Below are 23,200 nucleotides of genomic sequence, written 5' to 3' on the forward strand. Positions count from 1 at the left end.
TTGACACCATGGCCGCATGGTTAACCTAGCGCCTGCCCGGCGGGGGATGTGCAAGCACTCTTTTGGCACGCCACAAGCACATCCATGTGGGCTTCACGGCGGCGTCCATGCCGCCGAGAGCCAAAAGCGCGCTTACACCCGTATCCAAACGTCTCTTCGATTGAACATTATTTTTGTAGTCAAAGAAGCTTGCTATTTCCGTATTTGAAATACGTGACATGTGTGTTGAAAAACTAGTCATGAATTGATGTAAAATTCAACTAATTACAGTGCTTTTAAAGCTGAATGTTGGTGCTTATGATATACACAGTCGGCTTATTGCTAATAAGCGTTAGGTGTCAATAACATTTAAGGTGTTTATGAAAACTCCAGAGGCTATCAACTTAGCTGTTGAAAATATCAAGAAGGAAGGAACAACTGATGTTGAGGTCTTTCTTCGGCCGTTTGAATTAGGAATGATAAAGGGCAAGGTTGAAGAGCAAGTAAAGCAAAACATTTCGGCATCCTTCAAAGAAAACAACCTTAAATCTCTAAGGGTTTCGCCTATTTCGTATGTGTTGGTACCTAAGAAGGAGCTGTTTGACTTCAGAAAATGTGCTCACATACAGCCTCTAGATGAAATGAAGTACCTTGCTTTAGTGCTACAGATGGCAAGCAAGATCGAGAAGGCAAGAGTTAGTAAAAGTAAGAATAGGGTTTTTTCTTACAGGTTTTCACCTCAAAAAGGATATCTCTTTGACCCTAGATACAATTACACATCCTTTCGTGAGCATGTATCAAAATGCTCTAAGAAAAAAAATATCAATGTTGTTGTTTCTTGTGATATTTCAAACTTCTATGATCGCCTAAACCTTCACAGGTTAGAATGTATTCTCGCTTCAATTAAAGGCTGTGAAAAGAAGGTCGTTCATCAAATTAACGAGCTCCTCCTGTTTTGGTCTAACAGAGATTCATATGGTTTACCTGTAGGATCAAATGCAAGTCGAATACTTGCTGAAGCTTCCTTAATCGAGGTAGACAATTATCTGTTGTCGCAGAACGTGGATTTTTGCCGGTTTGTTGATGATTACCGGATTTTCGCGAAAGATGCTGCTACGGCACACCATTGGTTGTCTTTATTGGTCAATCGGTTGAGCAAGGAAGGATTGTTTATAAATACAAGTAAAACCGAGATAAAGGATGTCGCTGGTTTCGGAGGGGAAGAATCGGAATCTTCAGACGTTGTTCCTGAGGAAGCGCCATCTCTTGACGAAACTACATTAAATACAAAATTTAATATCCCAAAGATCATACGTGGCTATTCCGGTCTAATTCCTACAAAATTCAGGAAGCTTACTGAAGGTGAAGGGTTAAAGCTTCGTGAGCTAAACACATTGCAGCTTATTGAAGATATTCAAAATTCTATAGTGATTGAGCCAAAAAAATTCGTACAGATGATAAAGTTTGGTGTGTCACAATCAGATCCGATAGTTTTGATTGAAAGTGTTAGGTTGCTAAGTAAGTTCCCACAGTTCATCCCATATACTTTAGATGCTATATCGAAGAGAGAAGACGTTTTTTCTAGAGAACAGATAGATGAAATTTCTTTGTTATTAAACGAGTGGCTCGATGCTGGCAAAGCTCCAGAGTTCATTTTGGTTTATATCGTCCGCTTTTTTGGTTCCGGCCGATTCGAAAATAAGGAGCTTCTTTTTGATTACTTCAGAAAGCTTCGTAGGAATGAAGGCAGCTATATTGGGCGGGCTGTCTTGGAACAGTTAGAGGGGCTTGTTAGTCGGGGAGAAGTTTTAGAGATAAGAGACTACTACTCAAGAGCCGATATGTGGGAAAAAAGGCAAATAGCCAGGATGGTTGATTTACATATAACAGAAGGTGAGAAAAGGCCCTTTTTCAAGAATATCTTGTCTGTTGAAGATGATGTATTTTTGAACAATATTCAAAATGCTTTTAGTAAAAGAGCCTGATAAGTCTAATGGCGAAAACTTGGTAAAGTTACACTTTATCGCTCGTGTTAAAAATCACTAAGTTTCACCAAGTCAGTGTTTCAGGTGTTAATTCATGTGAGTTTGAATTGTGTAGATAGGGACATGAGTTTCATATAACTCTCGTCCAGAAGTTCCTTTTGAACTCATATTAATACCGAAAGCTGCCAAATCGAAGAGACGTTAGATACCTAGTGTAAACACGATTTTGGCCCTCGGCGGCAGGGAAGCCGCCGTGGAGCGTATAGGGATATATCCACAGCGTGCCAAAATTGTGTTTGCACATAAGCCCACCGCAGGTGATAGGTTGCGTTGAAGGTGAGGGCTTCAAACTGACTCAATAAGCACCAATTACCTAAACTTTAACCCCACAGCAGGCGATAAGTAGCAATGAAGGTGCGACCTTCTACTTCCCTGTTAACCACCACCACGCCAGACGCTAAGTCAAAAATACCCCACCTTTATTCCAAGGCCCTAATGCCCAATTGCCCCCAAATGTTGTATCAAATACATCCTAATCTCGGTCGGCGTCTGGCTGACCCAGAATCCCCCGACATAGGCGATCAGCGGGATCATAAACAGCAGCAGTAACAGCATGATGGTGAGGCCACGGGCGGAGAGCTTGATGCCGTTGCGGGTGCTGAAGTGCAGCGCCTCCTGCTTAGGGCAGGCGGAGACGCAGCGCATGCAGGCCTGGCATTCGTCCGAGCGTACCGTGCCTTGTTGATGCACCTTGATGTTGGCCGGGCAGGCGCGGGTACACTTGTCGCAGTTCATCCCCTTGGTTTCGATGAGGCAGTGCTGGGTGCTACGGCGGATCTTAAACGGACTCAAGAAGCTGGTGAGGCCAAGCAGGGCGCCATAGGGACAGATGTAACGGCAGAAGCCCTGGCGGCGCCAGGCGGCCAGCAGCAGTATGACGGCGAAGCAGGCCAGGGTGATGAGGCCAGGGGTGACGAAGAAGAGCGCCATCTTAAGGTCGGCTATCTTATGGTAGTTGCCCTCGAGATAGTGAGGAATACTCGCCGAAGGCATGCCGAGCACTATGTAGAGCAGACCGGCCAGTAGCAGGTATTTGAGCATGCGCAGTGGCCAGTCGAGCCAGGTGGGCGGCAGCAGTTCACGCTTGATGAAGCGCTTTCTCAGCTTATACAGGTATTCGCCGGCGAGCCCCAGGGGGCAGGCCCAGCCGCAGAAGGCGCGCTTACACAGCAAACCCGTGAGGATCACTACGGTCAGCATCACGGCGGCGGCCGGATGGTTCTGATCCCAGATGCCTAGGGTGAGGATCGCCTTAAGTTCTATGGCGCCGGCGATGGGCAGGAAGGCGTCACCCACGTCGGGCCGCATCAGGTAGGGGGTGATGCCCAGCTTGAGCATGACGGCGTTGGCCGCGTACTGGATGCCAACCAGCAAGATGGAGAGCGCCAGCAGGTGCTGTATCCCCTCCCTGAGCGTGTTAGCGCGCACCTCCCCCTTGACGAAATCGCCTTGGTATCTGTGGGCGAGGGCCAGCACGCCGGCGGCGAGCAGCAAGGCGATAAACAGTGGCCAGTAGAGGGTGACCAGTGCCGCGCCCAGTAGGGAGGCAGCGCTTACCACGGCGCCCCAGCGTTTGCCGCTCCAATAGAGCAGGCTGCAGCTGTAGAGCAGGGCCAGTGTCAGGGTCAGGGATTCGATAAAACTCATTGCCAATAACCAGTTAGGAGGCGGATATAGGTGAGAGTCAAGGGCCGGGGAAGAGTTCTGACAGGGTTTCGCTTGTGTGCGCTGGCTCGCTAAAAAGCCTGATTGGCTGTGAATTTAGGTGATCTTGGTCCAAATGGCGTTAAAAAAGAGGGGATAAAAAAGGCTGACACTTAGTGCCAGCCAAAGGGAGAGGTTACTGGATGATGGCGCGGGCCTGCATCTGGTCGACGATGAAGCGGGTCAGTGCCTGAATGTTCTGTACCTCTGAGCCGCTATCTTTTGCATCTATATCGGCCTGCCAGACGGTCTGCTTGGCCTGCTTGTCGTAGACCTGTACATGCAGTTTATGTTGGCCTGAACCCGCCCAGGAGATGAGTGAGCCAAGTTGAGTCCCGGCCCCCGGCTCGCCGCCGAGCATGTAGACCCAGCCGCGGGTCTCCAGATAGTCGTCGTAGCCGTAGTCGTAGCCCGCGTCGGTGACGCTGATGATCAGCAGCGCTTCGTTGGCCTGGCTGTCTGCGTAGGCCTTTAGCGCCGTCTCATCGGTGATCTTGGCGGTATCTGGCAGGCTCTCGAAGCTTGGAGTTGCGCTGATCTGATGGTGACCCAGGTCGTCGGCTAACTGTCTTTCTACTATCTTGCGTGAGTCGGGATCCGTCTGAGCCGCCATCACCGTCAGGCTCTGATACTGCTTGTTGAGCTGATCGCTCAGTTGCTCGGAGGCGATCTCGTGGGGTAGGCTGCTGCAGCCCGTCATCATGGCGATGCCGATACCGGCGGCGGTTAACATCTTGAATAGTTTGGCTGACATTGGTGTGTCCTCATCTAGCTGACTGTAGGCTGACTGACCGGTTTAATCGCGGCCTGTTATTTCGATGAGCTCATTGTATGTCGGTGCCGAAAACGTAGGATGGTAGAACCTTTAACCTAAACTATAAGCTTTGGCGGCAGCTTCTTGTGCTTGTGGCAGCTTCTTGTCGTAACGAGTACTGGCTGAAATAGGTGACACGTTTCGGGAGTGGCCGTTGTGAGCCAGGGGAAAGGCTAAACGGGAAGCGATGTAACTGACGCGATGCGGTAAAAGAAAAGCCCTAACCTGGGTTAGGGCTTTAGGGCGTTACTTGTTGCCTTCCATCGACTCGATGAAGCGGTTGGACTCGGCAATCGATTTGTTCATTTCTTTGATCAGGCTTGAGATATCCGTCTGCAGGCTGGCAAACTCGCCCTTGATGGCGCCTATGGCCTGGGCGTTGAGATTATGCTTGAGGTAGAGCATGTTGTCTTTCATGGCGGTCAGGATGGGCGGCATCTTGCTCTCGGCGCGGCGCATGGTGCGTACCAGCTGCTCGTAGGAGCGACGGGTCTCGCGCAGCTTGGTCTCGCTGTTGCGGCGCAGGCTGGCCTTGCTGATCTCGCCAATCTCTGCTTGCCACTCGTCAAACAGCGCCTCGGCCACATCTTCTACCTTGTCGATACGGCTGCTCACCTCGTCGGCGGCCTCCTGTGAGGACTCATATTCATCTCTAGCCTTCTCGTAGGCGCTCTGCAGATCACCACCATCGTGGTTGAGCAGGGCCTGCATCTCTTCCAATGCCGAGCTAAATTGGGCCTGGGCCTCCTCCTGGGATTCCTTGGCGGCGTTGACGCGATCCACCATGATGTCGCGCTTATGGTAGCCCACCTTCTCCATGGCACCATAGTAGGCGCTCTGACAGCCGCTGAGCATGACGACGGCACCCAGGGCCGCTGCGGTGATGAGTTTTTTCATCCTGACGATTTCCTTGTTAGACGGTTAGTCGGCCTTGAATTTAGCGGCGTCTATGATGCTCCACAGGTGAGCGATACCGCCTATGATGGCGGGGACGATCAACCACCACAGGGCGTAGCCGACTATGGTGACGACACAGAAGAGGAGTGCCGCGAGTATGCGTCCTTGTACTAATTGGCCCAGGCCAGGGAAAAAGAAACTTGCGATGGCGGCAATCACGTTGCCGGCCGAACCTTGTTGGGACATCAATTTATTCCTTACACTTGTATCTAGTGTCTTTAAACTTGTAATCTTAATGTACCAAGATACGCAGTTAACCCTACTTGAATCAAGAGAATAACGTGATAAATAAAATAGATGTGAGCCTGCTTCGTTCGATCATGCTGGGTATCTGGCAATTCATGATACATCTAAAACAGCGTATCACGGAAGATCAGATAAATATGCGGGCGGGTCACCTGGCTTACGTTACCTTACTCTCTCTGGTGCCTATGGTGGCAGTGACCATGTCTATGCTGTCGGCCTTCCCCGTGTTTAAGGGGATACGCAGCCATATCGAGACCTTCATCTACGAGAATTTTATCCCCTCTGCTGGCGACAGCGTGCAGATGTATATCAACGAGTTTGTCGCCAACGCCTCCAAAGGCACGGCCGTGGGTATCGGCGCCCTGGTGGTGGTGGCTATTCTGCTGATCTCCAATATCGACAAGTCCCTCAACGGCATCTGGCGCACCACGGAGAAGCGCCCCATGGTGGTCTCCTTCTCCATGTACTGGATGGTACTGACCCTGGGCCCTGTGTTGATGGGCGCCAGCCTGGTGGCCACCTCTTATGTGGTGTCGCTCAAGCTGTTTAGCGGCACAGATCTTAGCGGCGTGGTGCCCCTCTTGGTTGAGCGCCTGCCCATGTTCTTCTCTGTGGCCACCTTCCTGCTGATCTATATGGTGGTGCCCAATACCAAGGTGAAGTTTTTCCACGCCCTGCTGGGCGCCATCGTGGCGGCTCTGCTGTTTGAGCTGGGTAAGAAGGGCTTTGCGCTTTATCTCACCGAGTTCCCCGCTTATGAGGCTATCTATGGCGCGCTGGCGACCATCCCTATCCTGTTTATGTGGGTGTATCTCTCCTGGATTATCGTGCTGATCGGCGCCGAGATCACCGCCGCCATGCCAGAATACCTCGACAAGCGTCTGATGGACTTGGTGAACAAGGAGCTGGCGGACGATGAGTCGGAGATCCACTTAGATGAGCATAAAAGGTGAGTCCCGCTAAGTCGCATCCGCTGATCCGTCAGGATTGGATCGATGTCGGCGAGGGGCACCAGCTGTTTCTGGCGCAATATGGTGATCCCCAGGGGATCCCTGTGCTCTATCTTCATGGCGGGCCCGGGGCGGGTTGTAACCCTCAGGAGTTGAGGCTGTTTATCGACCGCAGCTTTCATATCTATCTGCTGGATCAGCGCGCGGCGGGTCGCTCTAAGCCCTGCGGCGAGGTGGCCAACAACGACTTTCCCAGCCTGGTGAAGGATATCGAACGGGTGCGTCACTGGGCGGGCATAGATGCCTGGTGTCTGCTGGGGGGCTCCTTCGGCGCGACCCTGGGCTACCTCTATAGCTGTATCTATCCCGAGCGGGTGTTGTCGCAGATCTATTGGGGCATGTTTATTCCCTCTGTCGAGGGAATGGAGTGGCTCTATGGTCGTGGCGGCGCGGCGCAGATCTTCTCCAGCCAGTATCGCCAGTTTGCCGCTGGCCATGGCGATACCCTCGATAGCCTGTTTAGTCATTTCAGCGATGGCTTTAATCATAGAGACGCCGAGGTGCGCCGCAACTGCGTGATGCGCTGGCTCAGTTGGGAGCTGGCACTGGCGGTGCCCGGTTTCGAGCTGAGTGAGGCCCTGGCCGAGCAGGGGGGCGCGTTGGCTAGGTTGGAGCTGCATTATGCCCGCAACGATTATTTCGGTGGTTATCAGCTGATGAAGCGGGTGGGCGGGGATCTCACCTGCCCGACCATCATATTGCAGGGAGAGCTAGACTGGGTCTGCCCCCAAAGGCTGGTGGATGAGTTTCTCGACAACCACGGCCCCAGGCTATTAAGGTCACGTCTAGTTAAGGGGGGCTATCATACCCTCGCCGACAACAAGATGTGCCGGGCGGTCGCCGAGGCGGTGACTCAGATGGGGCGTTATCTGGCCGCTGGCCGTTCCTAATCTATTGATGTCGTTGCGCCTAGCGTGGCGAGTAGTAATAAGCCTTAAAGAATAAGCAGTAAGAAATAAATAGTGAGTAAACAGTGAGTCGCGTAAGCCAAGCTAATAGCTAAAAGGAAGCTGAATCATGAAGAAGAGATTAACCGCCGTGTTGGCGCTACTGGTGTGCAACCAAGTGTTGGTGACTGAAGTGTTAGCGACAGAGCGCACGCCTCAGCCTGCGCCCGAGCGAGTCTATTTTAGCGGCATGAGCGACGAGCTGGCCGCCGATGCCCTGCTGGTGTCGCTGATCAACAAGAACTATCTGGCTAAGAAGGTGGGGCCTAACAAGGTGGGCGTACAGCTGGGGGATCATCAGTTTGTGTTGCAGCCGAGCCTGAACCCAGAAGGGATAGATCGCATCCTGGCCAGCCGTTTCTACGCGGTGAGCCCTAAGCTGGTGGGTACTCAGGAGCTAATGGTGCTCATCGGCACCCTTAACCATAAGCTCAACTTCGCCAAGTTCACCCTGAGGGAGGAGGGCAAGGTGGTTCAGGTACAGGGCGCGGCGACCTTCGTCGATACTCTGGAGCTGGAGGAGCTGCGCCGCTTCCTGATCTGGATCGACGATGCCTTGCTGCGTGTGGGTCAGGCGCTGCCTAACACCGCCGAGCAGCTGATCAAACCCATTCCCGTGATGCCGATGAATTAATTGAGAAAAGCATAGGAGTCGAGAGGCCAGTGATAGCCTTAATACAGAGAGTTAAACAGGCCAAGGTGGATGTGTATGGCCAAACCATAGGCGCCATCGACAAAGGCCTGCTGGTATTGCTAGGCGTGGAGCGTGAAGACGACCAGGCCAAGATGGAGAAGCTCGCCACTAAGGTGATGAGCTATCGCGTATTTAGCGATGAAGACGGCAAGATGAACCTTAACCTCAAGCAGGTGGGCGGCAGCCTCTTGGTGGTGTCTCAGTTTACCCTGGCCGCCGATACTGGCCGTGGCCTGCGCCCGAGTTTTTCTGGCGCCGGTACCCCGGAGCAGGCGAAGCAGCTCTATCAGGCATTTGTAGATTACTGCGCCGCCCAGGGAGTGCCTGTGCAGACCGGCGAGTTTGCCGCCGACATGCAGGTCAGCCTGATCAACGATGGCCCGGTCACCTTTAATCTGCAGGTGTGATCATGATGTCTAAGGCAGAAGAGCCAGAGCAGATACAGGCACTACTCGGGGAGCTGCAGCGCACCTGGCATCAGACTATCCCCGTCAGTGCCTTCATGCAGATAGCGCCCGAAGCCTATCAGGCGCAGACGCTGAGGGTAAGCGCGCCGCTGGCGCCCAACATCAACCTGCATCACACCATGTTTGCTGGCAGCATCTATACCCTGATGACGCTCACCGGCTGGGGCATGGTGTGGCTGCAGCAGCGCTTAGCCGGTGTCGAGGGCGATATCGTCCTTGGGCAGGCGGACATTCGTTATTTGGCGCCTGTGGGAGAGTCGCCCCAGGCGCGAGTTAGTTGGCCGGAAACAGACTTAAGTGTGCTGGGTCGGGGGAAGCGTGCCAAGGTGAAGCTGGAGGTGGCCCTCTATTGCGGCGAGCAGTGCTGCGCCCAGTTCCAAGGCACCTATGTGAGTCTGCCGAAAGTAGATTAATCCTGAGCAGGCCTGCTAATCATTCTGCCGCGTAAGAGACTGTTGCGTAAGAGACACTCTTACGTGAGGGGGTGAATACAAAGCCCCTTTCAGGCCACCTTAGATTTGCGGGCTAGGCCTCCGGGATAAATACGCTGACCGCCATATACAAAAAAAGCCTCACAGTGTGAGGCTTTTTATTTCGCGAATCACCCTAGGGTGCGCAGAGTCTTATCCCTTAGGATAAACGTGTGCAACGCCTTTGTGACAGTCTACACAGGTCTTACGCTTGTCAGCTTCTTTCTTGAAGTTGTTGGCGTGCATTCTCTTCGCCATCTTCTTCATGGTTTCAGGCTGGTTCTCGTAGATACGAGTGTGACAGTGCTGACAGTTAGCGCTGTCGTTAGCGCGGAAGTATTTCAGCGCCAGGTCAGCTTGCTCTTTACGGTTTTCATCCAACCACTCTTGAGTGTTGAAGCCGTCGATAGTAAGGAAGCCGTATAGATCTTTAGATACGATGATCTTCTTGATCAGGTAGTCAACTGGGCCGTGTGGCAAGTGACAGTCTTGACATTGTACAGTCACACCTGCACGTCCGCCGCCGTGAGCAGACGCCATCACTTCATCTCTCAGAGAGTGATTGCTGTGGCAAGACATACAGAAGGCATCTGTACTGGTTGCATGTAAAGTTTGTTGTGTCGCAAAGTAGCCCACAACACCGACTACAATACCCACCACGAGTAGGGCAAATATTGAGTATTTCGCGCTAGGTTTGAATAGTGCACGCCAGTTCATCACTCTATCTCCAAAATAATATGTTTATTATATCTATTATATTTAATGCATCTCTGTAGCTGAGAGTATAACCAGAAGACGCCGCTTGATCTGGCTTTAAAACCGTAAAATGAGAGCTAGCTCTAACTCTATCTTACCTAAGCAAGATTTTATGAAATTGCTCATAATATATGCGCATTTACTAAAGTTATAGCAAAGACCATGACATGACAAGTTTGTCGGGAATTTTACTATTTCGTAATGATTTTGTTGGATTTTCGAGGGTAATTATCTATCGCTAATATGACGATTGTTCGCGAAGCCGGAAAATAATTTAATTGGCGGTGAACCTTTTTATGAGACGTCTGTCTATCAAGGTAATCCCGGTTCAATTTACGAGAATTTTATCTCTTATATGGCAGCTATCCTTGGCAAGTTTGTACTGATCATCGCCCTCCTGGGTCAGTTTATTCTGACACCAGCTATGGCTATGCCCAGCGCGCTCATGTCACTGATGCATGGTGGTCTTATGGAGATGGCTCTCGACCAGGGCGATATGCGCGATATGCGCTTAGCTCAGAAGATGAACCCTGAGATGGCGCCGTCAACTCACGCCGTAACTCAAGCCTTAACCCAAGCCTCAGCTAAGCATGAGACTGGGATGCAGATGTCCCACCAGGGGAAGCCCTGCAAGATGTCTGGCGATGGCTCGCTGGTGGACTGCGAGGCCCTGTGCGCCGCCATGGGCCCTGGTGATTGCATGACCCACTGCGCATCGACCTTAGGTAACCTGAGCGCAGCCGTACCATCTTTGACCATTCAGCCTCTGTCTGGTCCTATCGTCATCTCTGGCTGGTCGCTGCAGACCGCCGATCTCACTCCCCTATCTCCCCCTCCCATTGGTTAATGGTTCGTCTTAAACCTGCGTAACGCACACGAACAATGAATCTGCCGCGCCGTTAACTCAAGTTGGCGTGGCCAAAGAATTAGCCAATTTGTCAGGCCTGTGCCTGATGGGAGTCGATTATGAAAACACGTCATTTCTTTAGCAGCCTATTTGCCGCCTTCGTTGCCCTGACTTTAGTTAACACCGCCAGCGCCGCCAGTCTGACCCTACCCGATGAACTCCAGGTACAAGGCGCCGATGTGCAACTGGGTCATGAGCAGAGCGTGCTCAGCCTGGATGCGGGTAAACAACTGGTCGAGCTGGTATATCGCGATATCTTTGCCGATAACGCCGACGATTCAGGCGTCTGGGTGACCTCAGAGCCCCTCTATCTTGCCCTAGATGTCAAAGGCGACGATGCCTATCGTCTGGTGCTTCCCGAGATAGTGACTCAGCAGGACGCCCAGGCCTTTGTCAATGCGCCTAAGGCCCGCCTGGTGTCACAAACAGGTCAACAGCAGGAATTAACCCTGATGAATCATCAACAACTGATGGAAAAGATCTGGTTAGCACAATAAGAATGCCTGAGGCGAAGGGCCTTGACTTGCTGGAAATGTGAGTTTTATCAAGGCCCAATCTTTATATCGTGATAGACTTGGATCATCTCATTATAGGGGTACACCATGCGTCGTACGCTTAGACACCACACATTAGTCATCTTTACACTGCTCGCGCTGTTGGGCCAGGTGTTGATGGCTAATGGCATGGCAATGGTCTCTTATGCGCAGGCGGATGAGCAGCCCATGATGCAGATGAATAATGGCGACGACTGTCATGATGACGACGCTATGATGCAATCTCACTGCTGCGATGATGAGCAAAATGTGCTTCCCGCTGCTCAGCATTGCTGTGAAGGCAAAGGATTTTGCAAGGGAGATTGTAACCACTGCGTGGTGATCTCTGTGACAGGCACGCTGTTTACCGTTACGCCCTGGCCTGGCGTAGCCGGTTCCGAGTCTATCCTGGCCACTCAAATGCCTCATTTCCACTCTATCTCTTTAGGCTCAGCCTTCCGGCCGCCGATCGCCTGATCTTCCGTGGCATCGTGCTGACGAGTGCCCGAGCTTAAATCGATAACCCCTTTTGTTTTATAAAGCGTTTTGCTAGGTGTATTGGCGTAATAAATCCCTCTGCCTTGGAGTCTTTCCATCTGCCGGGTACGCCTCAATATTTACTTCACTGATGTTTAACGAAAAATGAATTATATTAGCCGCATATTAATTAGCTTAATTTAACTGTTTTAGGCTTAAGTCGCGTAAGCGTTGCGCGTGTTATGCGGTCATCCTTTGATGGAGTCCATAGATGAAAACCCTGATCAGTCTGATTTTAACTGCGTTTATCTTTGTGAGTACGGCCCCAATGGCCTTCGCCGAGCAGCATCACGCTGCGGCGGCCGAACAAGGTTATGACTGCCCCATGCATCCCGAAGTGAAAGGCGCCAAGGGCGATACCTGTCCTAAGTGCGGCATGAACCTTGAGCCAGCGGCGCACCACGCCATGGCCAAACACCATGGCAAGGACTGCGACAAGTGTCCTCACCATCAGCATGCCAAGGCCGATAAGGCAGGCGGTTATGAGTGTCCTATGCACCCTGAGGTAAAAGGCGCAAAGGGCGATACCTGCCCTAAGTGTGGCATGAACCTGGAGCAGGCCAAGTCGGCTAAGGCAGGCAAGTCGTGCGACAACTGTCCTAAACATCAGCATCAGATGGCCAAGCAAGGCTATCACTGCCCCATGCATCCCGAAGTGAAGGGGGCGAAAGGGGATTCATGTCCTAAGTGTGGCATGTTCCTCGAGCCTGTGGCGAGCGCCGAAAGCGGCCACAAGCATCACTAGTACATGAGTGGAGATGAGGCATTATGAGTCAGGTAAATTCGAAAAACAGAGGCCAAAAGCTCGCTTATCTTTTGAGTCTATTTATGGTGGCGACCCCGCAGTTGGGTTATACCCAGGCGCTTGAGGCCAAGGCAAGCCAGGGCCATGAAGCCCATGTGCATCAGGCCGGGGAGAAGACCTATGCCTGCCCCATGCACCCTGAGGAGACCAGCCATGAGCCGGGCAGTCGTTGCCCCAAGTGCAACATGTTCCTGGTCGAGCAGGAAACCGATGCAAGCGAGACAAGTTTAACGGCAGGCCATGAGGTGACCTACGTCTGCCCAATGCACCCTGAGGTGACCAGCCATGAGCCCGGCAGCCGTTGCCCTGAGTGCAACATGTTCCTGGTGGCCGAAGAGGAAGAGGAGTCGACCAGTACTAAGGTTGAACCCGAGATGGATCACAGCCAACACGATCCCCTGGCCCAGGCCAAGCCCGCGCCGCTCACCGGCGAGCCGTCGATCAAATATGTCTGCCCCATGCACGCCCACATCGTCAGCGATGTGCCCGGTACTTGTCCTATCTGCGGCATGAACCTGGAAAAGGTGGAGATGTCGGCAGATACCCAACAGATAGAGATAGATGTCTCTGGCAGCATGCAGCAGGCCCTGGCACTTAAGGTCGCCAAGGCGGAGAAAGATACCCTATGGAAGTTTGTCCAGACCGTGGGCCAGATAGGTTATGACGAGAGCCAGATCAATCACGTGCACGCCAGGGTCAACGGCTGGATAGAGAAGCTGGCCATCACCTCAGTGGGTGACAAGATCTCCAAGGGGCAGCTCTTGTATGAGATCTACTCGCCGGATCTGATCAACGCCCAGGACGATTACCTGCTGGCGCTGAGCAGCCTGCAGAGCTCTAAGGATAGCCGTAACTACCAGGATCTGGTGCGCAAGGCGGGGCTACGCCTCGAGCTACTGGGGATGAACCAGGCCCAGATCAAACAGCTGGCCAAGAGCAAGCAGACCCAGTACCGGGTGCCTTTCTATGCCAAGGCCGATGGTATCGTTAAGGCGTTGTCGGTGCGTGACGGCATGTATATTCAACCCGCCACAGAGGTGATGTCTGTGGTGGATCTCTCTAAGGTGTGGGTGATCGCCGACGTGTTCGAGAATGAACAGAGCTGGCTGGCGATAGGCCAACCCACAGAAGTTTCAGTGCCCGCCATGGACCTTAAGGGGATCGAGGGTAAGATCGATTACATCTATCCCGAGCTGGATCCCGTGACCCGTAGCCTGAGGGTGCGTATCGTGCTGGCCAACAATGAGGTGGCACTGCGCCCCAATACCCTGGCCAAGATAGAGATCTACGGCGGCCCGAATGAGGATGTGCTGGTGATCCCGCAGGAAGCCCTGATCCAGACGGGTAAAGAGAACCGTGTCATCGTCAAGCAGGGTGACGGCAGCTTCCTGGCCCGCAAGGTCACCGTCGGCATGATGTCTCAGGGCAAGGCGGAGATCTTAAGCGGCATCGAGGAAGGTGAACAGGTGGTGACCTCGGGTCAGTTCCTACTCGATTCAGAGGCGAGCTTGAAGGGCAGCCTGATGCGTCTTAGCAGCGGTCATCAGCACTAGGGGGCGCTATGTTAAAGAAAATTATCGAGGCCTCCATCGCCCAGCGATTGATGGTGTTGATCATCGCACTGATGATCACTGTCTGGGGCGTGCAGGAGCTGAGAAAGACTCCCCTGGATGCGCTGCCGGATTTGTCGGACGTGCAGGTGATCATCAAGACGCCTTACCCGGGTCAGGCACCTAAGTTGGTGGAAGAGCAGGTGACCTACCCTCTGTCGACCGCCATGTTGGCGGTACCCGGTGCCAAGACGGTGCGGGGTTACTCTTTCTTCGGTGACTCCTATGTCTATGTGATCTTTGAAGATGGCACAGATATCTACTGGGCGCGGTCGCGGGTGCTGGAATACCTGAGCCAGGTTAGCAGCCGCTTGCCCCAGGGGCTTCAGCCATCGCTGGGGCCAGATGCCTCGGGTGTCGGCTGGATCTATGAATATGCCCTGGTTGATCGCTCAGGTAACCTGGATCTTTCACAGCTCAAGAGCCTGCAGGACTGGTATCTCAAGCTAGAGCTACAGAGCGTGGCCGGGGTGTCCGAGGTGGCGACCGTCGGCGGCATGGAGCAGACCTACCAGATAGTGATCGAGCCCGACAAGCTGGCCATCTACAAGCTGGATATTGCCGCAGTGAAGAACGCCATCAACAAGTCCAATACCGAGGCGGGTGGCTCAGTGATCGAGATGGCCGAGGCCGAGTATATGGTGCGCGCCAAGGGCTATCGTCAGACGCTGGATGATTTCAGGGAGATCCCTCTGGGGGTCACCAGTCCGTCTGGTACCGCTTTGCTACTCAAAGATGTGGCGACCGTGCGCAAGGGGCCTGCCTCACGGCGCGGCATTGCCGAACTCGATGGTGAAGGCGAGGTGGTCGGCGGCATTATCGTGATGCGCTACGGCGAAAACGCCCTGGCCACCATAGACGCGGTCAAGGCTAAGCTGGAGCAGCTCAAGGCGGGTCTGCCACAAGGAGTGGAGATCATTCCCACCTATGACAGATCTGAGCTGATCAACAAGTCGGTGGACAACCTGTTCCACAAGGTGATCGAAGAGATGCTGGTGGTGGGCCTGGTGTGTCTGCTGTTCCTGCTCCATGCTCGCTCGACCCTGGTTGCGGTGATCACCCTGCCGCTGTCGATTCTGATCGCCTTCATCGTGATGAATAAGATGGGGGTGAACGCCAACATCATGAGTCTGGGCGGTATCGCCATCGCCATCGGCGCCGTGGTCGATGGCGCCATCGTGATGATTGAGAACATGCATAAGCATCTGGAGCACTTTAAGGACGAGTATCGCAGGGATCCGGACAACAAGGAGCACTGGCATATCGTCGCCAAGGCCTCCATCGAGGTGGGCCCGGCGCTGTTCTTCTCGCTGCTGATCATCACCCTGAGCTTTGTGCCCGTGTTTGCCTTGGAGGCTCAGGAGGGGCGCCTGTTTAGTCCGCTGGCCTATACCAAGACCTTTGCCATGGCCGCAGCGGCGATTCTGTCGATCACTTTAGTGCCTATCCTGATGGGCTACTTTATTCGCGGCAAGATCCCCAAGGAGACCAGCAACCCCATCAGCCGGGTATTGATTGCCCTCTATAAGCCTGCGCTCAATCTGGTGCTGCGCTTCCCCAAGATCACCCTGATGCTGGCGGTGATTGCCCTGGGCAGCGCCTGGTATCCTGTGACCAAGATGGGTAGCGAGTTCATGCCTGAGCTGGAGGAGGGGGATCTGCTCTACATGCCGACGGCCCTGCCTGGCATCAGCGCTAGCAAGGCGGCCGAGGTGCTGCAACAGACAGACAGGCTGATCAAGACGGTGCCCGAGGTGAAGCGCGTGTTCGGTAAGGTGGGACGCGCCGAGACGGCGACCGACCCTGCGCCGCTCACCATGCTGGAGACTACCATCATGCTCAAGCCCAGAGAGGAGTGGCGGGAAGGTGTGGATCTCCAAGGGGTGATCGACCAGCTGCAGAAGACGGTCAAGGTGCCTGGCTTGACGAATGCCTGGGTGCAGCCGATCAAGACGCGTATCGACATGCTCTCTACCGGTATCAAGACCCCAGTGGGGATCAAGATCACCGGCGCCGACGTCAACGAGCTGCAGAAGGTGGGGGCCGATATCGAGGCGATCCTCAGCCAGCTACCCAATACCAAGTCGGCTTATGCCGAGCGGGTGGGCGGTGGCCGTTACGTGGATATCACGCCCAAGCTGGATGTGGCCTCACGCTACGGCATGACACTGACCGACATTCAGGACGTGGTGCGTTACGCCATCGGCGGCATGGATATCGGCGAGTCGATTCAAGGGGCCGAGCGTTACCCGATCAATCTGCGTTATCCGCGGGCGCTGAGGGATAATATCGAGAAGCTCAGGGAGCTGCCGGTGATCACTAAGTCGGGTCACTATCTGCCGCTGCGCAACCTGGCCGATATCGAGATCACCGACGGCGCGCCTATGCTCAAGAGTGAGAACGGCCGCCTGATCTCCTGGGTGTTTGTGGATATTCAAAACACCTCCATCGGCGAGTATATCGAGGAGGCCAAGTCGGCGCTGGATAAGCAGCTCAAGGTACCACCCAGATACAGCTACAGTTTCGCCGGCCAGTATGAGTATATGCAGCGGGTCGATGCTAAGCTGAAGAAGGTGATCCCTATGGCCCTTGGGGTGATCTTCATCCTGCTGATGATGACCTTTGGCTCGCCGCTTCAGGCCTCTATCATCATGTTGAGTCTGCCTTTCGCCTTGGTAGGCAGCACCTGGTTGCTGTTCGCGCTGGATTTCAACATGTCGGTGGCCGTGGCGGTGGGGATGATCGCGCTGGCCGGGGTGGCGGCGGAATTTGGGGTGGTGATGTTGGTCTATCTCAACAATGCCATCAAGCACCGTAAAGACACCGGCGGCTACGAGTATGTGGCGGATCTCAAGGAGGCCCTGATAGAAGGTGCCGTGATGCGTATTCGTCCCAAGGCGATGACGGTTGCGACCATCTTCTTCGGACTCTTGCCCATCATGTGGGGCGCAGGCTCGGGTAACGATGTGATGCAGAAGATCGCCGCGCCTATGGTGGGCGGCATGATCACAGCGCCGTTGCTGTCGTTGTTCGTGCTGCCGGCCCTCTACCTGCTGATCTATGGCCGTCGCCTCAAGCACTCTGCCGAGGCTTGATTCCGTTAAGGTGAGTCTGGACACAAAAAAGCACTGCAATCGCAGTGCTTTTTTCTATCTGGTAGTCGTTATTTCTGACAGCGGCCGATGTTGGAGCCGGTTGAGCGTACTTTCTTACACTGCTGGCTAGCCTTGGTGCTGCCGTTGTCGGCGGTGGTTTCTGTATCTGACTCTTGGGTTGATGCACAACCGCTAAGGCCAATAACGAGAGTCGTCGCCATGATAGGCATCCATTTTTTAAGCATGGTTTACATCCCTGATTAGTAGTTAACAACATTGCCAAAATAAATTCGCAATGTTACGAACCTAACCAAAACAAAGGGTTAAAACAATGCCTGAGCCCTATCCCGACTCAAGATTAGCGCTTTACTACTAGAGATCTAGGTCATGTTGAGTCTTATGACTGACAGAGTGCCACCCTGGGGGTCGTTGATCACAGAGAAGCGTCCTACCTCGGGAATGTCCGTCGGCGGCACACACACCTGGCCGCCTATCTCTGTAGCCTTGGCGACCGTGGCATCGCAGTTATCCACCATGATGTAGGGCATCCAGTGTGGTGGCATATCGCCCCACTCCTCGGTCATGGCCATCATGCCACCGACGGCGCGCTCCCCCTGGAGCCATTCATAATAAGTGAAGTCTTCCATCCGCGACTCACGCACCTGCCAGCCCATAACCTTAGTGTAGAAGGCCTGGGCCTTGGCGGTATCACGACAGCAGAGCTCGGCCCAGCAGAGGGTATTTGCCTCGCCCATGCGCATAGAGCCGATATGGGCGCCGGCCTGCCAGAGGGAGAAGCTGGCGCCTTCGGGATCCAGGCATTGGGCCATCTTGCCCGCATCGCCCACGCTGTGGGGACCTAGGATCACCTGGCCACCGTTAGCTATAACTGTCTCTAGGCTGGCCTCGAGATCATCGACAGCGAAGTAGATGCTCCAGTGGGTCGGCACCTTGTCGTCGATCATATTTTGCGGCAGCTGATACATGGCCCCTATGTCGTCATCTTCGATGGCAAACATGGTGTAGACACCGTCGGGGATCGGCATATCCTTAAGCTGCCAGTCAAACAGCGCGCTGTAGAAATGTTTACCCGAGGCGGCCTCGTGACTGGCCAGTTCGATCCAACAGGGGTCGCCATGTTGATAGCTAGTAATCTTCATCTTTGAGTCCCTCCCTAATGAAAAATCTGTCGTGATATCAATTTAGTTAAGCCTGTTTTGCCATTTATGTCTATGCTGTGGGGAGAGTTATTGCGAAGAGATAGTTATTGCGAAGAGGGAGTTTCGATGAGCCTGACGTCCACCCAGATAGATCTTGTACAAACTTCATTTAAACAGGTTGAGCCGATCAGCGAGCAGGCGGCGGCAATTTTTTACGATGCCCTGTTTCAGATAGACCCCAATCTACGGCCACTGTTTAAACAGGACATTCGTGCTCAGGGACGTAAGTTGATGGCCATGTTGAAGGCGGCGGTGGAGGGACTGACAGATCTCGACGCCTTGGTGCCTCAGCTGCATGAGCTGGCACGTCGCCACCAAGCCTATGGCGTTAAACAGTCCCACTTTACCCCTGTGGGTAACGCCCTGCTTTATACCCTGAAGACAGGCTTGGGAGAGGCTTACACCCGTGAGGTGCGCGAGGCCTGGGTGGCGGTAATTCATCTGGTGGCCGATACCATGAAGCCGCTGCTGGACAGGTAATTTGTGACTCTTTTAAATAAAAAAGGCGCTCATCGAGCGCCTTTTTCTGCTTAGGAGATAGTCCCTTGAGCTAGCCGTACATGGGCAGCAGGTCTGCCATGGCAAGCAGGTGGCAGGCTGCGGTCAACAGGCCGTAGAAGATCACTATGGCGATAACTACAGTGCCGCCTGGCACCCTGAAACTCTGGCTGTCTGGGAACATCTGTCTGGCGCGATAGGCCATCAGGGCCGGCACTATGGCGGCCCACACTGTGGCGGCCAGGGCGGCAAAGCCGATGGCAATCAAAAAGCCGTTGGGGAATAGCAGACCTAACACAGTCGGTGGCAGGAAGGTTACTGCCGCCGTCTTGAGGCGTCCGGTGCGCGACTCATCGAAGCCAAACAGGTCGGCGAGATAGTCGAACAACCCAAGGGTCACCCCCAGGAAGGAGGAGGCTACCGCCAGGTTGGCAAACAGGGTCAGCATTGTGGTCAGCCAGTCGCTGGCCATCACATCCGAGAGTGCCGCGACCAGCACGCCCATGTTACCGCCCTGGGCAATCACCTCGACAAAGCCGCTGCGAGTGATGTTCCCCATGGTGGCGACCAGCCAGCACAGGTAGATCACGAAGGCGATGAGGGTACCTAAGGTAATCGCCTTGACGATAGTGCCTGGGTCCTTGCCATAGTATTTCACCAGGCTGGGGACGTTGCCGTGATAGCCGAAACTCACCAGACCGAAGGGGATGGCGGCCAGCATGTAGGGCAGATAATTGGCCTCACCGTCGGGCACAAACAGCTTGGCGGGTTCCACCTCGATCAGCAGATTACCTATGGCGAGGAAGAAGGTGATGATCATCCCGCCCAGCATTATGGTGGTGATGCGATCCACCGCCTTGGTGCTGATAAAGACGATAATTGCCAGCCCCACCGCAAACACCAGGCCGGCAAAGCTCTGAGGCAGCTCTAGCCCTAAGCTACTCAGGCTGTGGTTGACGATAGAACCGCCGCCACTGATATAGGCATAGGCCAGAATATAGAGCACGAAGGCGATCGAGAGGCCGTTGACGATACGCCAGAAGTTACCCAGGGTATCCCGGGTGAGGGTATCGAAACTGGCACCCGGCTCATAGTGCAGGTTGGTCTCCAGTAGCAGCAGGCCAGAGACCAGCATGCAGAACCAGACGCCCAGCATCATGAGCACTGAGTTGCTAAACCACATGCCGGCACCGACCACAGGCAGGGAGAACATACCCGCGCCCACAGCCGTCCCTGCGATGATCATGGCGCCGCCCAGCAGCGATTTACCCGAGGCCTTATGCTTGGCCGCATTCATATGATTGGCCATTAGGCTTGATGCTCCGCGGCGACGCTGTCGACTATGGTTTGTCTAACTGAGCTCCGCAGCAGTCTGTTGGCCCGGGTGCGGATACGCTGAACATCTTCGCTGTGGCTGTCATCGGCCAGGTAACCCAGTTCCTTGAGCTTAACGCTCAGGGTGCCGTAGAGCTTCTTGTCATAGAATTCAGGAGCCGTGATGCCATGGAGTGCGCCCAGACGCTGTGCCAGTTGGTGGCTGTCGCTCTCGAGCTCTGAGCGCTCAATCTTAGGCGAAGCCGCCAGCAGGTTGAAGATGATGGCGTAGCGCTGCATGGTTTCGCTGATGGTACCGGCCAGCAGCAACAGCTGGTTGAGACCGTCTGGCTTGACGCTGAAATGCTTATCTTCGTCGATTAAGCCTTCGGCCAGCAGCTGATCCAGCAGCTGGTTCACATAGGTCTCGAGGTTATCGATCCCCATGAATAGCTCAGCCTGCAGCAGCGGGTAGAAATCTTTCACCGTGGCGATGATCTCGTCGCGGCTACATTCATCCTGGCGGGTCAGGCAGCTGGCGATCAAGGATGGGATCACCAACAGGTGGATGATGTTGTTGCGATAATAGGTCATGGCAATCGCCAGGCTCTCATCGATGGAGATGATGTCACCCAGGGGGTCGCTGTCCAGCTTGAGCTTCTTCAGCTCCAGCCCCTGGGCGATCAGCTTGGCGCCATCGCCTTCGACCACAGAGGTGTAGCCTGTGTAAGGCACGCTCTTGAGCAGCGACAGATAGAGATCCAGTTGCTTCTCAAGCTGGCTGCGCTGTAGGGCATTCTGCTCAGAGGCCAACAGCACCAGGCTGGTCAGGGTAATAGAGCTGACGGCGGCGGCATCGTTGATGCGGGTCATAACGCGATTGGCCAGAGTGTTGACCACTGGGGTCAGCCAGCTCGGCTTCTGCTCGGGATCCTGGGCCAGTTCTTCGCGCCACTCGGGTACCTGCTCGTTGAGGTAGGTATGCAGGGTAATAGGCTCACCGAAGTTAACATAGCCCTGGCCGAAGTTGCCCAGCTTACGTATGGCACCGAACACCTGCCATACAGACTCTTTCTGCTTCTTCTTACCGCTCAGCTCCTTGTGATAGGTAGCCACCTCCATCACATGGTCGTAGCCTAGATAGACGGGGACCAGGGTGACGGGGCGCTCGACGCCACGCAGCACGCTGTTGAGTGTCATGGCGATCATGCCCGTCTTAGGTGCTAGCAGACGACCGGTACGTGAGCGGCCGCCCTCGGTGAAGTACTCCACCGAATACCCCTTGGCAAAGAGCTGATCCAGGTATTCGCGGAATACTGCGGTGTAGAGCTTGTTGCCGCGGAAACTGCGACGAATAAAGAAGGCGCCACCGCGGCGGAACATGGGGCCGGCGGGCCAGAAGTTGAGGTTGATACCGGCGGCGATATGGGGCGGTACCATGCCCTGATAGTAGAGGATATAAGAGAGCAGCAGGTAGTCCATGTGGCTACGATGACAAGGCACGTAGACGATCTCGTGGCCGTCGTGGTGCAGCTGACGGATCTGCTCAGCGCCCTTGATGTTGATCCCCTTGTAGAGCTTGTTCCACAGCCAGGTGAGGAAACGCTCGGCGATACGCACCAGGCTGTCAGAGTAGTCGGCGGCGATCTCGTCTAAGTATTCCATGGCGGTCTCACGGGCCTTGGCCTCGGAGATCTTCTTGCTCTGAGCCTCTTCCAGAATCGCCTTCTTCATCGACTCAGATTTCAGCAGGGCGTGAAACAGGTTCTGGCGGTTAGGCAGTACGGGGCCTGTCATCACCTTACGTTGACGGCTGAAATGCACCCTGGCCACGCGCGCCAGCTTCTGGGCGATGCGTTTGTCGGTGCCATGCTCGTCGGCCATGTAGCGCAGCGACATGGCATTGGAAAACTGCACGAAGTTGTGGCGGCCGAGGAAGAGGATCATCAGACACTTTCGCAGCCAGGTGGGGTTCTCTCGCTCCAGCACCGCGGCCTTCATGGTGTCATCTTCCTTGCCTGGAGTGCGGCCCCAGTAGAGGCTGACGGGCACCAGCTGAATATCGAGATCAGGATGTTTCTTGTGGGCGCTCAGCAGACGCGAGAAGCTGTCGAGGTAAAACTCGTTGCCTTCGCGCTCGCCAAATAGCGGCTTGGCTCCTTCGACACAGACGACTCGCGGCGCCTGTTCACCCTCGACATCCAGCGGCTGATAGGGGCTGGGCAGGCCGAGTCGGTCGGTCACCTCGCTCAGTGCGGCGATGTCACTGATCGATTCTGTCTTCATCACATAGACCAGGGGTCTGTCTGAATCCAGGTTGAGATCGGCAAAGGGATCCTGAGGCACCACTATGGTGTGCACGAGTTTCTTCTGGATCCAACGTAAGGATTTAAACCAAAGAGAGTCTTGTTTGGACATTATTCTTTATGCATAGGAGTCATGTTTAATAACGCCATAGAATACCAGAAAATGAACACTAATCCCTAATTTGTCTGCTTTGATGCGACAGAGGTGGTAGGGGATCACTCTTGGTTGACTAAGCAGTAAAAAGCGCCCACAAAAAGGGGCGCTTGGCTTGGTATTGCTAATGGG

General features: G+C 54.1%; 22 protein-coding genes. 13 read left to right on the top strand and 9 right to left on the bottom strand.

Translation table 11 applies throughout. The features are described from left to right. Window positions 1-359 precede the first annotated feature (359 nt). Window positions 360-1,964 carry an RNA-directed DNA polymerase gene (locus AYI87_RS09595; RefSeq protein ID WP_144201585.1) on the top strand — a complete coding sequence of 535 codons (1,605 nt, stop codon included), beginning with the start codon at window positions 360-362 and terminating at the stop codon, window positions 1,962-1,964. A gap of 492 nt (window positions 1,965-2,456) precedes the next feature. Here the strand turns inward: AYI87_RS09595 and AYI87_RS09600 are convergent, their stop codons facing one another. The 4 genes from AYI87_RS09600 to AYI87_RS09615 form a co-directional block, all read right to left on the bottom strand. Then, window positions 2,457-3,671 (bottom strand): 4Fe-4S binding protein, encoded by a 1,215-nt coding sequence (locus tag AYI87_RS09600; protein ID WP_144201587.1) that lies wholly within the window; start codon window positions 3,669-3,671, stop codon window positions 2,457-2,459. Window positions 3,672-3,864: 193 nt separating this feature from the next. Further along, window positions 3,865-4,482: a DUF4136 domain-containing protein gene (locus AYI87_RS09605; protein WP_144201589.1), complete on the bottom strand. Its 618-nt coding sequence runs from the start codon at window positions 4,480-4,482 to the stop codon at window positions 3,865-3,867. Window positions 4,483-4,788: 306 nt separating this feature from the next. Then, on the bottom strand, window positions 4,789-5,439 hold the full coding sequence (locus tag AYI87_RS09610) for a DUF2959 domain-containing protein (RefSeq protein WP_144201590.1): 651 nt from the start codon (window positions 5,437-5,439) through the stop codon (window positions 4,789-4,791). A 24-nt stretch (window positions 5,440-5,463) separates the two neighbouring features. Next, window positions 5,464-5,685 carry a hypothetical protein gene (locus AYI87_RS09615; protein WP_011867341.1) on the bottom strand — a complete coding sequence of 74 codons (222 nt, stop codon included), beginning with the start codon at window positions 5,683-5,685 and terminating at the stop codon, window positions 5,464-5,466. 134 nt (window positions 5,686-5,819) lie between these two features. Between AYI87_RS09615 and AYI87_RS09620 the strand changes: the two genes are divergently transcribed. The 5 genes from AYI87_RS09620 to AYI87_RS09640 all read left to right on the top strand — a co-directional run bounded on the left by AYI87_RS09620 (window position 5,820) and on the right by AYI87_RS09640 (window position 9,276). Beyond that, window positions 5,820-6,698: a virulence factor BrkB family protein gene (locus AYI87_RS09620; RefSeq protein WP_083764388.1), complete on the top strand. Its 879-nt coding sequence runs from the start codon at window positions 5,820-5,822 to the stop codon at window positions 6,696-6,698. Next, window positions 6,695-7,645: an alpha/beta fold hydrolase gene (locus AYI87_RS09625; protein WP_144201592.1), complete on the top strand. Its 951-nt coding sequence runs from the start codon at window positions 6,695-6,697 to the stop codon at window positions 7,643-7,645. Before AYI87_RS09620 ends, AYI87_RS09625 begins: the two co-directional genes overlap by 4 nt. Before the next feature lie 127 nt (window positions 7,646-7,772). Further along, window positions 7,773-8,336, top strand: a complete 564-nt coding sequence (locus AYI87_RS09630) for a hypothetical protein (protein ID WP_144201594.1) — start codon at window positions 7,773-7,775, stop codon at window positions 8,334-8,336. A 29-nt stretch (window positions 8,337-8,365) separates the two neighbouring features. Continuing rightward, a complete protein-coding gene (gene dtd / locus AYI87_RS09635) occupies window positions 8,366-8,803 on the top strand; it encodes a D-aminoacyl-tRNA deacylase (protein ID WP_144201596.1) in 438 nt (145 codons plus the stop codon). A gap of 2 nt (window positions 8,804-8,805) precedes the next feature. Next, the gene (locus AYI87_RS09640) at window positions 8,806-9,276 is read left to right on the top strand and encodes a thioesterase domain-containing protein (RefSeq protein WP_144201598.1); all 471 of its coding nucleotides are present in this window, start codon (window positions 8,806-8,808) and stop codon (window positions 9,274-9,276) included. 210 nt (window positions 9,277-9,486) lie between these two features. On the opposite strand, the gene AYI87_RS09645 is transcribed toward AYI87_RS09640, so the two are convergent. Continuing rightward, on the bottom strand, window positions 9,487-10,050 hold the full coding sequence (locus AYI87_RS09645; protein ID WP_144201600.1) for a NapC/NirT family cytochrome c: 564 nt from the start codon (window positions 10,048-10,050) through the stop codon (window positions 9,487-9,489). Between the two features lie 394 nt (window positions 10,051-10,444). Here AYI87_RS09645 and AYI87_RS09650 point away from each other — a divergent pair, with 394 nt between their 5' ends. The 6 genes from AYI87_RS09650 (at window position 10,445) to AYI87_RS09675 (ending at window position 17,576) form a co-directional block, all read left to right on the top strand. Further along, complete coding sequence (locus AYI87_RS09650; protein ID WP_144201602.1) at window positions 10,445-10,936, top strand: hypothetical protein; 492 nt, start codon at window positions 10,445-10,447, stop codon at window positions 10,934-10,936. Window positions 10,937-11,055: 119 nt separating this feature from the next. Next, window positions 11,056-11,493 carry a DUF2057 family protein gene (locus AYI87_RS09655; RefSeq protein WP_144201604.1) on the top strand — a complete coding sequence of 146 codons (438 nt, stop codon included), beginning with the start codon at window positions 11,056-11,058 and terminating at the stop codon, window positions 11,491-11,493. Between the two features lie 105 nt (window positions 11,494-11,598). Beyond that, a complete protein-coding gene (locus AYI87_RS09660; protein ID WP_011867332.1) occupies window positions 11,599-12,006 on the top strand; it encodes a hypothetical protein in 408 nt (135 codons plus the stop codon). Between the two features lie 271 nt (window positions 12,007-12,277). Next, the gene (locus tag AYI87_RS09665) at window positions 12,278-12,811 is read left to right on the top strand and encodes a heavy metal-binding domain-containing protein (protein WP_144201606.1); all 534 of its coding nucleotides are present in this window, start codon (window positions 12,278-12,280) and stop codon (window positions 12,809-12,811) included. A gap of 191 nt (window positions 12,812-13,002) precedes the next feature. Next, a complete protein-coding gene (locus AYI87_RS09670; RefSeq protein WP_409928970.1) occupies window positions 13,003-14,424 on the top strand; it encodes an efflux RND transporter periplasmic adaptor subunit in 1,422 nt (473 codons plus the stop codon). Window positions 14,425-14,432: 8 nt separating this feature from the next. Next, complete coding sequence (locus AYI87_RS09675) at window positions 14,433-17,576, top strand: efflux RND transporter permease subunit (protein ID WP_144201610.1); 3,144 nt, start codon at window positions 14,433-14,435, stop codon at window positions 17,574-17,576. 68 nt (window positions 17,577-17,644) lie between these two features. Here AYI87_RS09675 and AYI87_RS21210 read toward each other — a convergent pair whose 3' ends face one another. Together AYI87_RS21210 and AYI87_RS09680 are read right to left on the bottom strand one after the other, a co-directional pair. Beyond that, complete coding sequence (locus AYI87_RS21210) at window positions 17,645-17,797, bottom strand: hypothetical protein (protein ID WP_186300602.1); 153 nt, start codon at window positions 17,795-17,797, stop codon at window positions 17,645-17,647. A gap of 159 nt (window positions 17,798-17,956) precedes the next feature. Continuing rightward, window positions 17,957-18,736 carry a VOC family protein gene (locus AYI87_RS09680; RefSeq protein ID WP_144201612.1) on the bottom strand — a complete coding sequence of 260 codons (780 nt, stop codon included), beginning with the start codon at window positions 18,734-18,736 and terminating at the stop codon, window positions 17,957-17,959. A gap of 126 nt (window positions 18,737-18,862) precedes the next feature. On the opposite strand from AYI87_RS09680, the gene AYI87_RS09685 reads away from it, so the two are divergent. Continuing rightward, window positions 18,863-19,276, top strand: a complete 414-nt coding sequence (locus AYI87_RS09685; protein ID WP_144201614.1) for a globin family protein — start codon at window positions 18,863-18,865, stop codon at window positions 19,274-19,276. A gap of 70 nt (window positions 19,277-19,346) precedes the next feature. On the opposite strand, the gene mtr is transcribed toward AYI87_RS09685, so the two are convergent. Both mtr and plsB read right to left on the bottom strand, forming a co-directional pair. Next, window positions 19,347-20,603: a tryptophan permease gene (gene mtr / locus AYI87_RS09690; protein WP_144201616.1), complete on the bottom strand. Its 1,257-nt coding sequence runs from the start codon at window positions 20,601-20,603 to the stop codon at window positions 19,347-19,349. Further along, window positions 20,603-23,026, bottom strand: coding sequence for a glycerol-3-phosphate 1-O-acyltransferase PlsB (plsB, locus tag AYI87_RS09695; RefSeq protein WP_144201618.1), 2,424 nt, complete (start codon window positions 23,024-23,026; stop codon window positions 20,603-20,605). Before plsB ends, mtr begins: the two co-directional genes overlap by 1 nt. Between the last annotated feature and the right edge of the window lie 174 nt (window positions 23,027-23,200).

Source organism: Shewanella sp. KCT, assembly GCF_007636505.1.
GTDB lineage: Bacteria > Pseudomonadota > Gammaproteobacteria > Enterobacterales > Shewanellaceae > Shewanella > Shewanella halotolerans.

Excerpts from the sequence above, each read along its gene's own strand:
- AYI87_RS09595 (WP_144201585.1), top strand. The coding sequence starts at position 360 with ATGAAAACTCCAGAGGCTATCAACTTAGCTGTTGAAAATATCAAGAAG.
- AYI87_RS09620 (WP_083764388.1), top strand. The coding sequence starts at position 5,820 with ATGCTGGGTATCTGGCAATTCATGATACATCTAAAACAGCGTATCACG.
- AYI87_RS09660 (WP_011867332.1), top strand. The coding sequence starts at position 11,599 with ATGCGTCGTACGCTTAGACACCACACATTAGTCATCTTTACACTGCTC.
- AYI87_RS21210 (WP_186300602.1), bottom strand. The coding sequence starts at position 17,797 with ATGGCGACGACTCTCGTTATTGGCCTTAGCGGTTGTGCATCAACCCAA.
- AYI87_RS09665 (WP_144201606.1), top strand. The coding sequence starts at position 12,278 with ATGAAAACCCTGATCAGTCTGATTTTAACTGCGTTTATCTTTGTGAGT.
- plsB (WP_144201618.1), bottom strand. The coding sequence starts at position 23,026 with ATGTCCAAACAAGACTCTCTTTGGTTTAAATCCTTACGTTGGATCCAG.
- AYI87_RS09670 (WP_409928970.1), top strand. The coding sequence starts at position 13,003 with ATGCACCCTGAGGAGACCAGCCATGAGCCGGGCAGTCGTTGCCCCAAG.
- mtr (WP_144201616.1), bottom strand. The coding sequence starts at position 20,603 with ATGGCCAATCATATGAATGCGGCCAAGCATAAGGCCTCGGGTAAATCG.
- AYI87_RS09680 (WP_144201612.1), bottom strand. The coding sequence starts at position 18,736 with ATGAAGATTACTAGCTATCAACATGGCGACCCCTGTTGGATCGAACTG.
- AYI87_RS09600 (WP_144201587.1), bottom strand. The coding sequence starts at position 3,671 with ATGAGTTTTATCGAATCCCTGACCCTGACACTGGCCCTGCTCTACAGC.
- AYI87_RS09645 (WP_144201600.1), bottom strand. The coding sequence starts at position 10,050 with ATGAACTGGCGTGCACTATTCAAACCTAGCGCGAAATACTCAATATTT.
- AYI87_RS09675 (WP_144201610.1), top strand. The coding sequence starts at position 14,433 with ATGTTAAAGAAAATTATCGAGGCCTCCATCGCCCAGCGATTGATGGTG.
- AYI87_RS09605 (WP_144201589.1), bottom strand. The coding sequence starts at position 4,482 with ATGTCAGCCAAACTATTCAAGATGTTAACCGCCGCCGGTATCGGCATC.
- AYI87_RS09650 (WP_144201602.1), top strand. The coding sequence starts at position 10,445 with ATGGCAGCTATCCTTGGCAAGTTTGTACTGATCATCGCCCTCCTGGGT.
- AYI87_RS09685 (WP_144201614.1), top strand. The coding sequence starts at position 18,863 with ATGAGCCTGACGTCCACCCAGATAGATCTTGTACAAACTTCATTTAAA.
- AYI87_RS09655 (WP_144201604.1), top strand. The coding sequence starts at position 11,056 with ATGAAAACACGTCATTTCTTTAGCAGCCTATTTGCCGCCTTCGTTGCC.
- AYI87_RS09615 (WP_011867341.1), bottom strand. The coding sequence starts at position 5,685 with ATGTCCCAACAAGGTTCGGCCGGCAACGTGATTGCCGCCATCGCAAGT.
- AYI87_RS09610 (WP_144201590.1), bottom strand. The coding sequence starts at position 5,439 with ATGAAAAAACTCATCACCGCAGCGGCCCTGGGTGCCGTCGTCATGCTC.
- AYI87_RS09640 (WP_144201598.1), top strand. The coding sequence starts at position 8,806 with ATGATGTCTAAGGCAGAAGAGCCAGAGCAGATACAGGCACTACTCGGG.
- AYI87_RS09630 (WP_144201594.1), top strand. The coding sequence starts at position 7,773 with ATGAAGAAGAGATTAACCGCCGTGTTGGCGCTACTGGTGTGCAACCAA.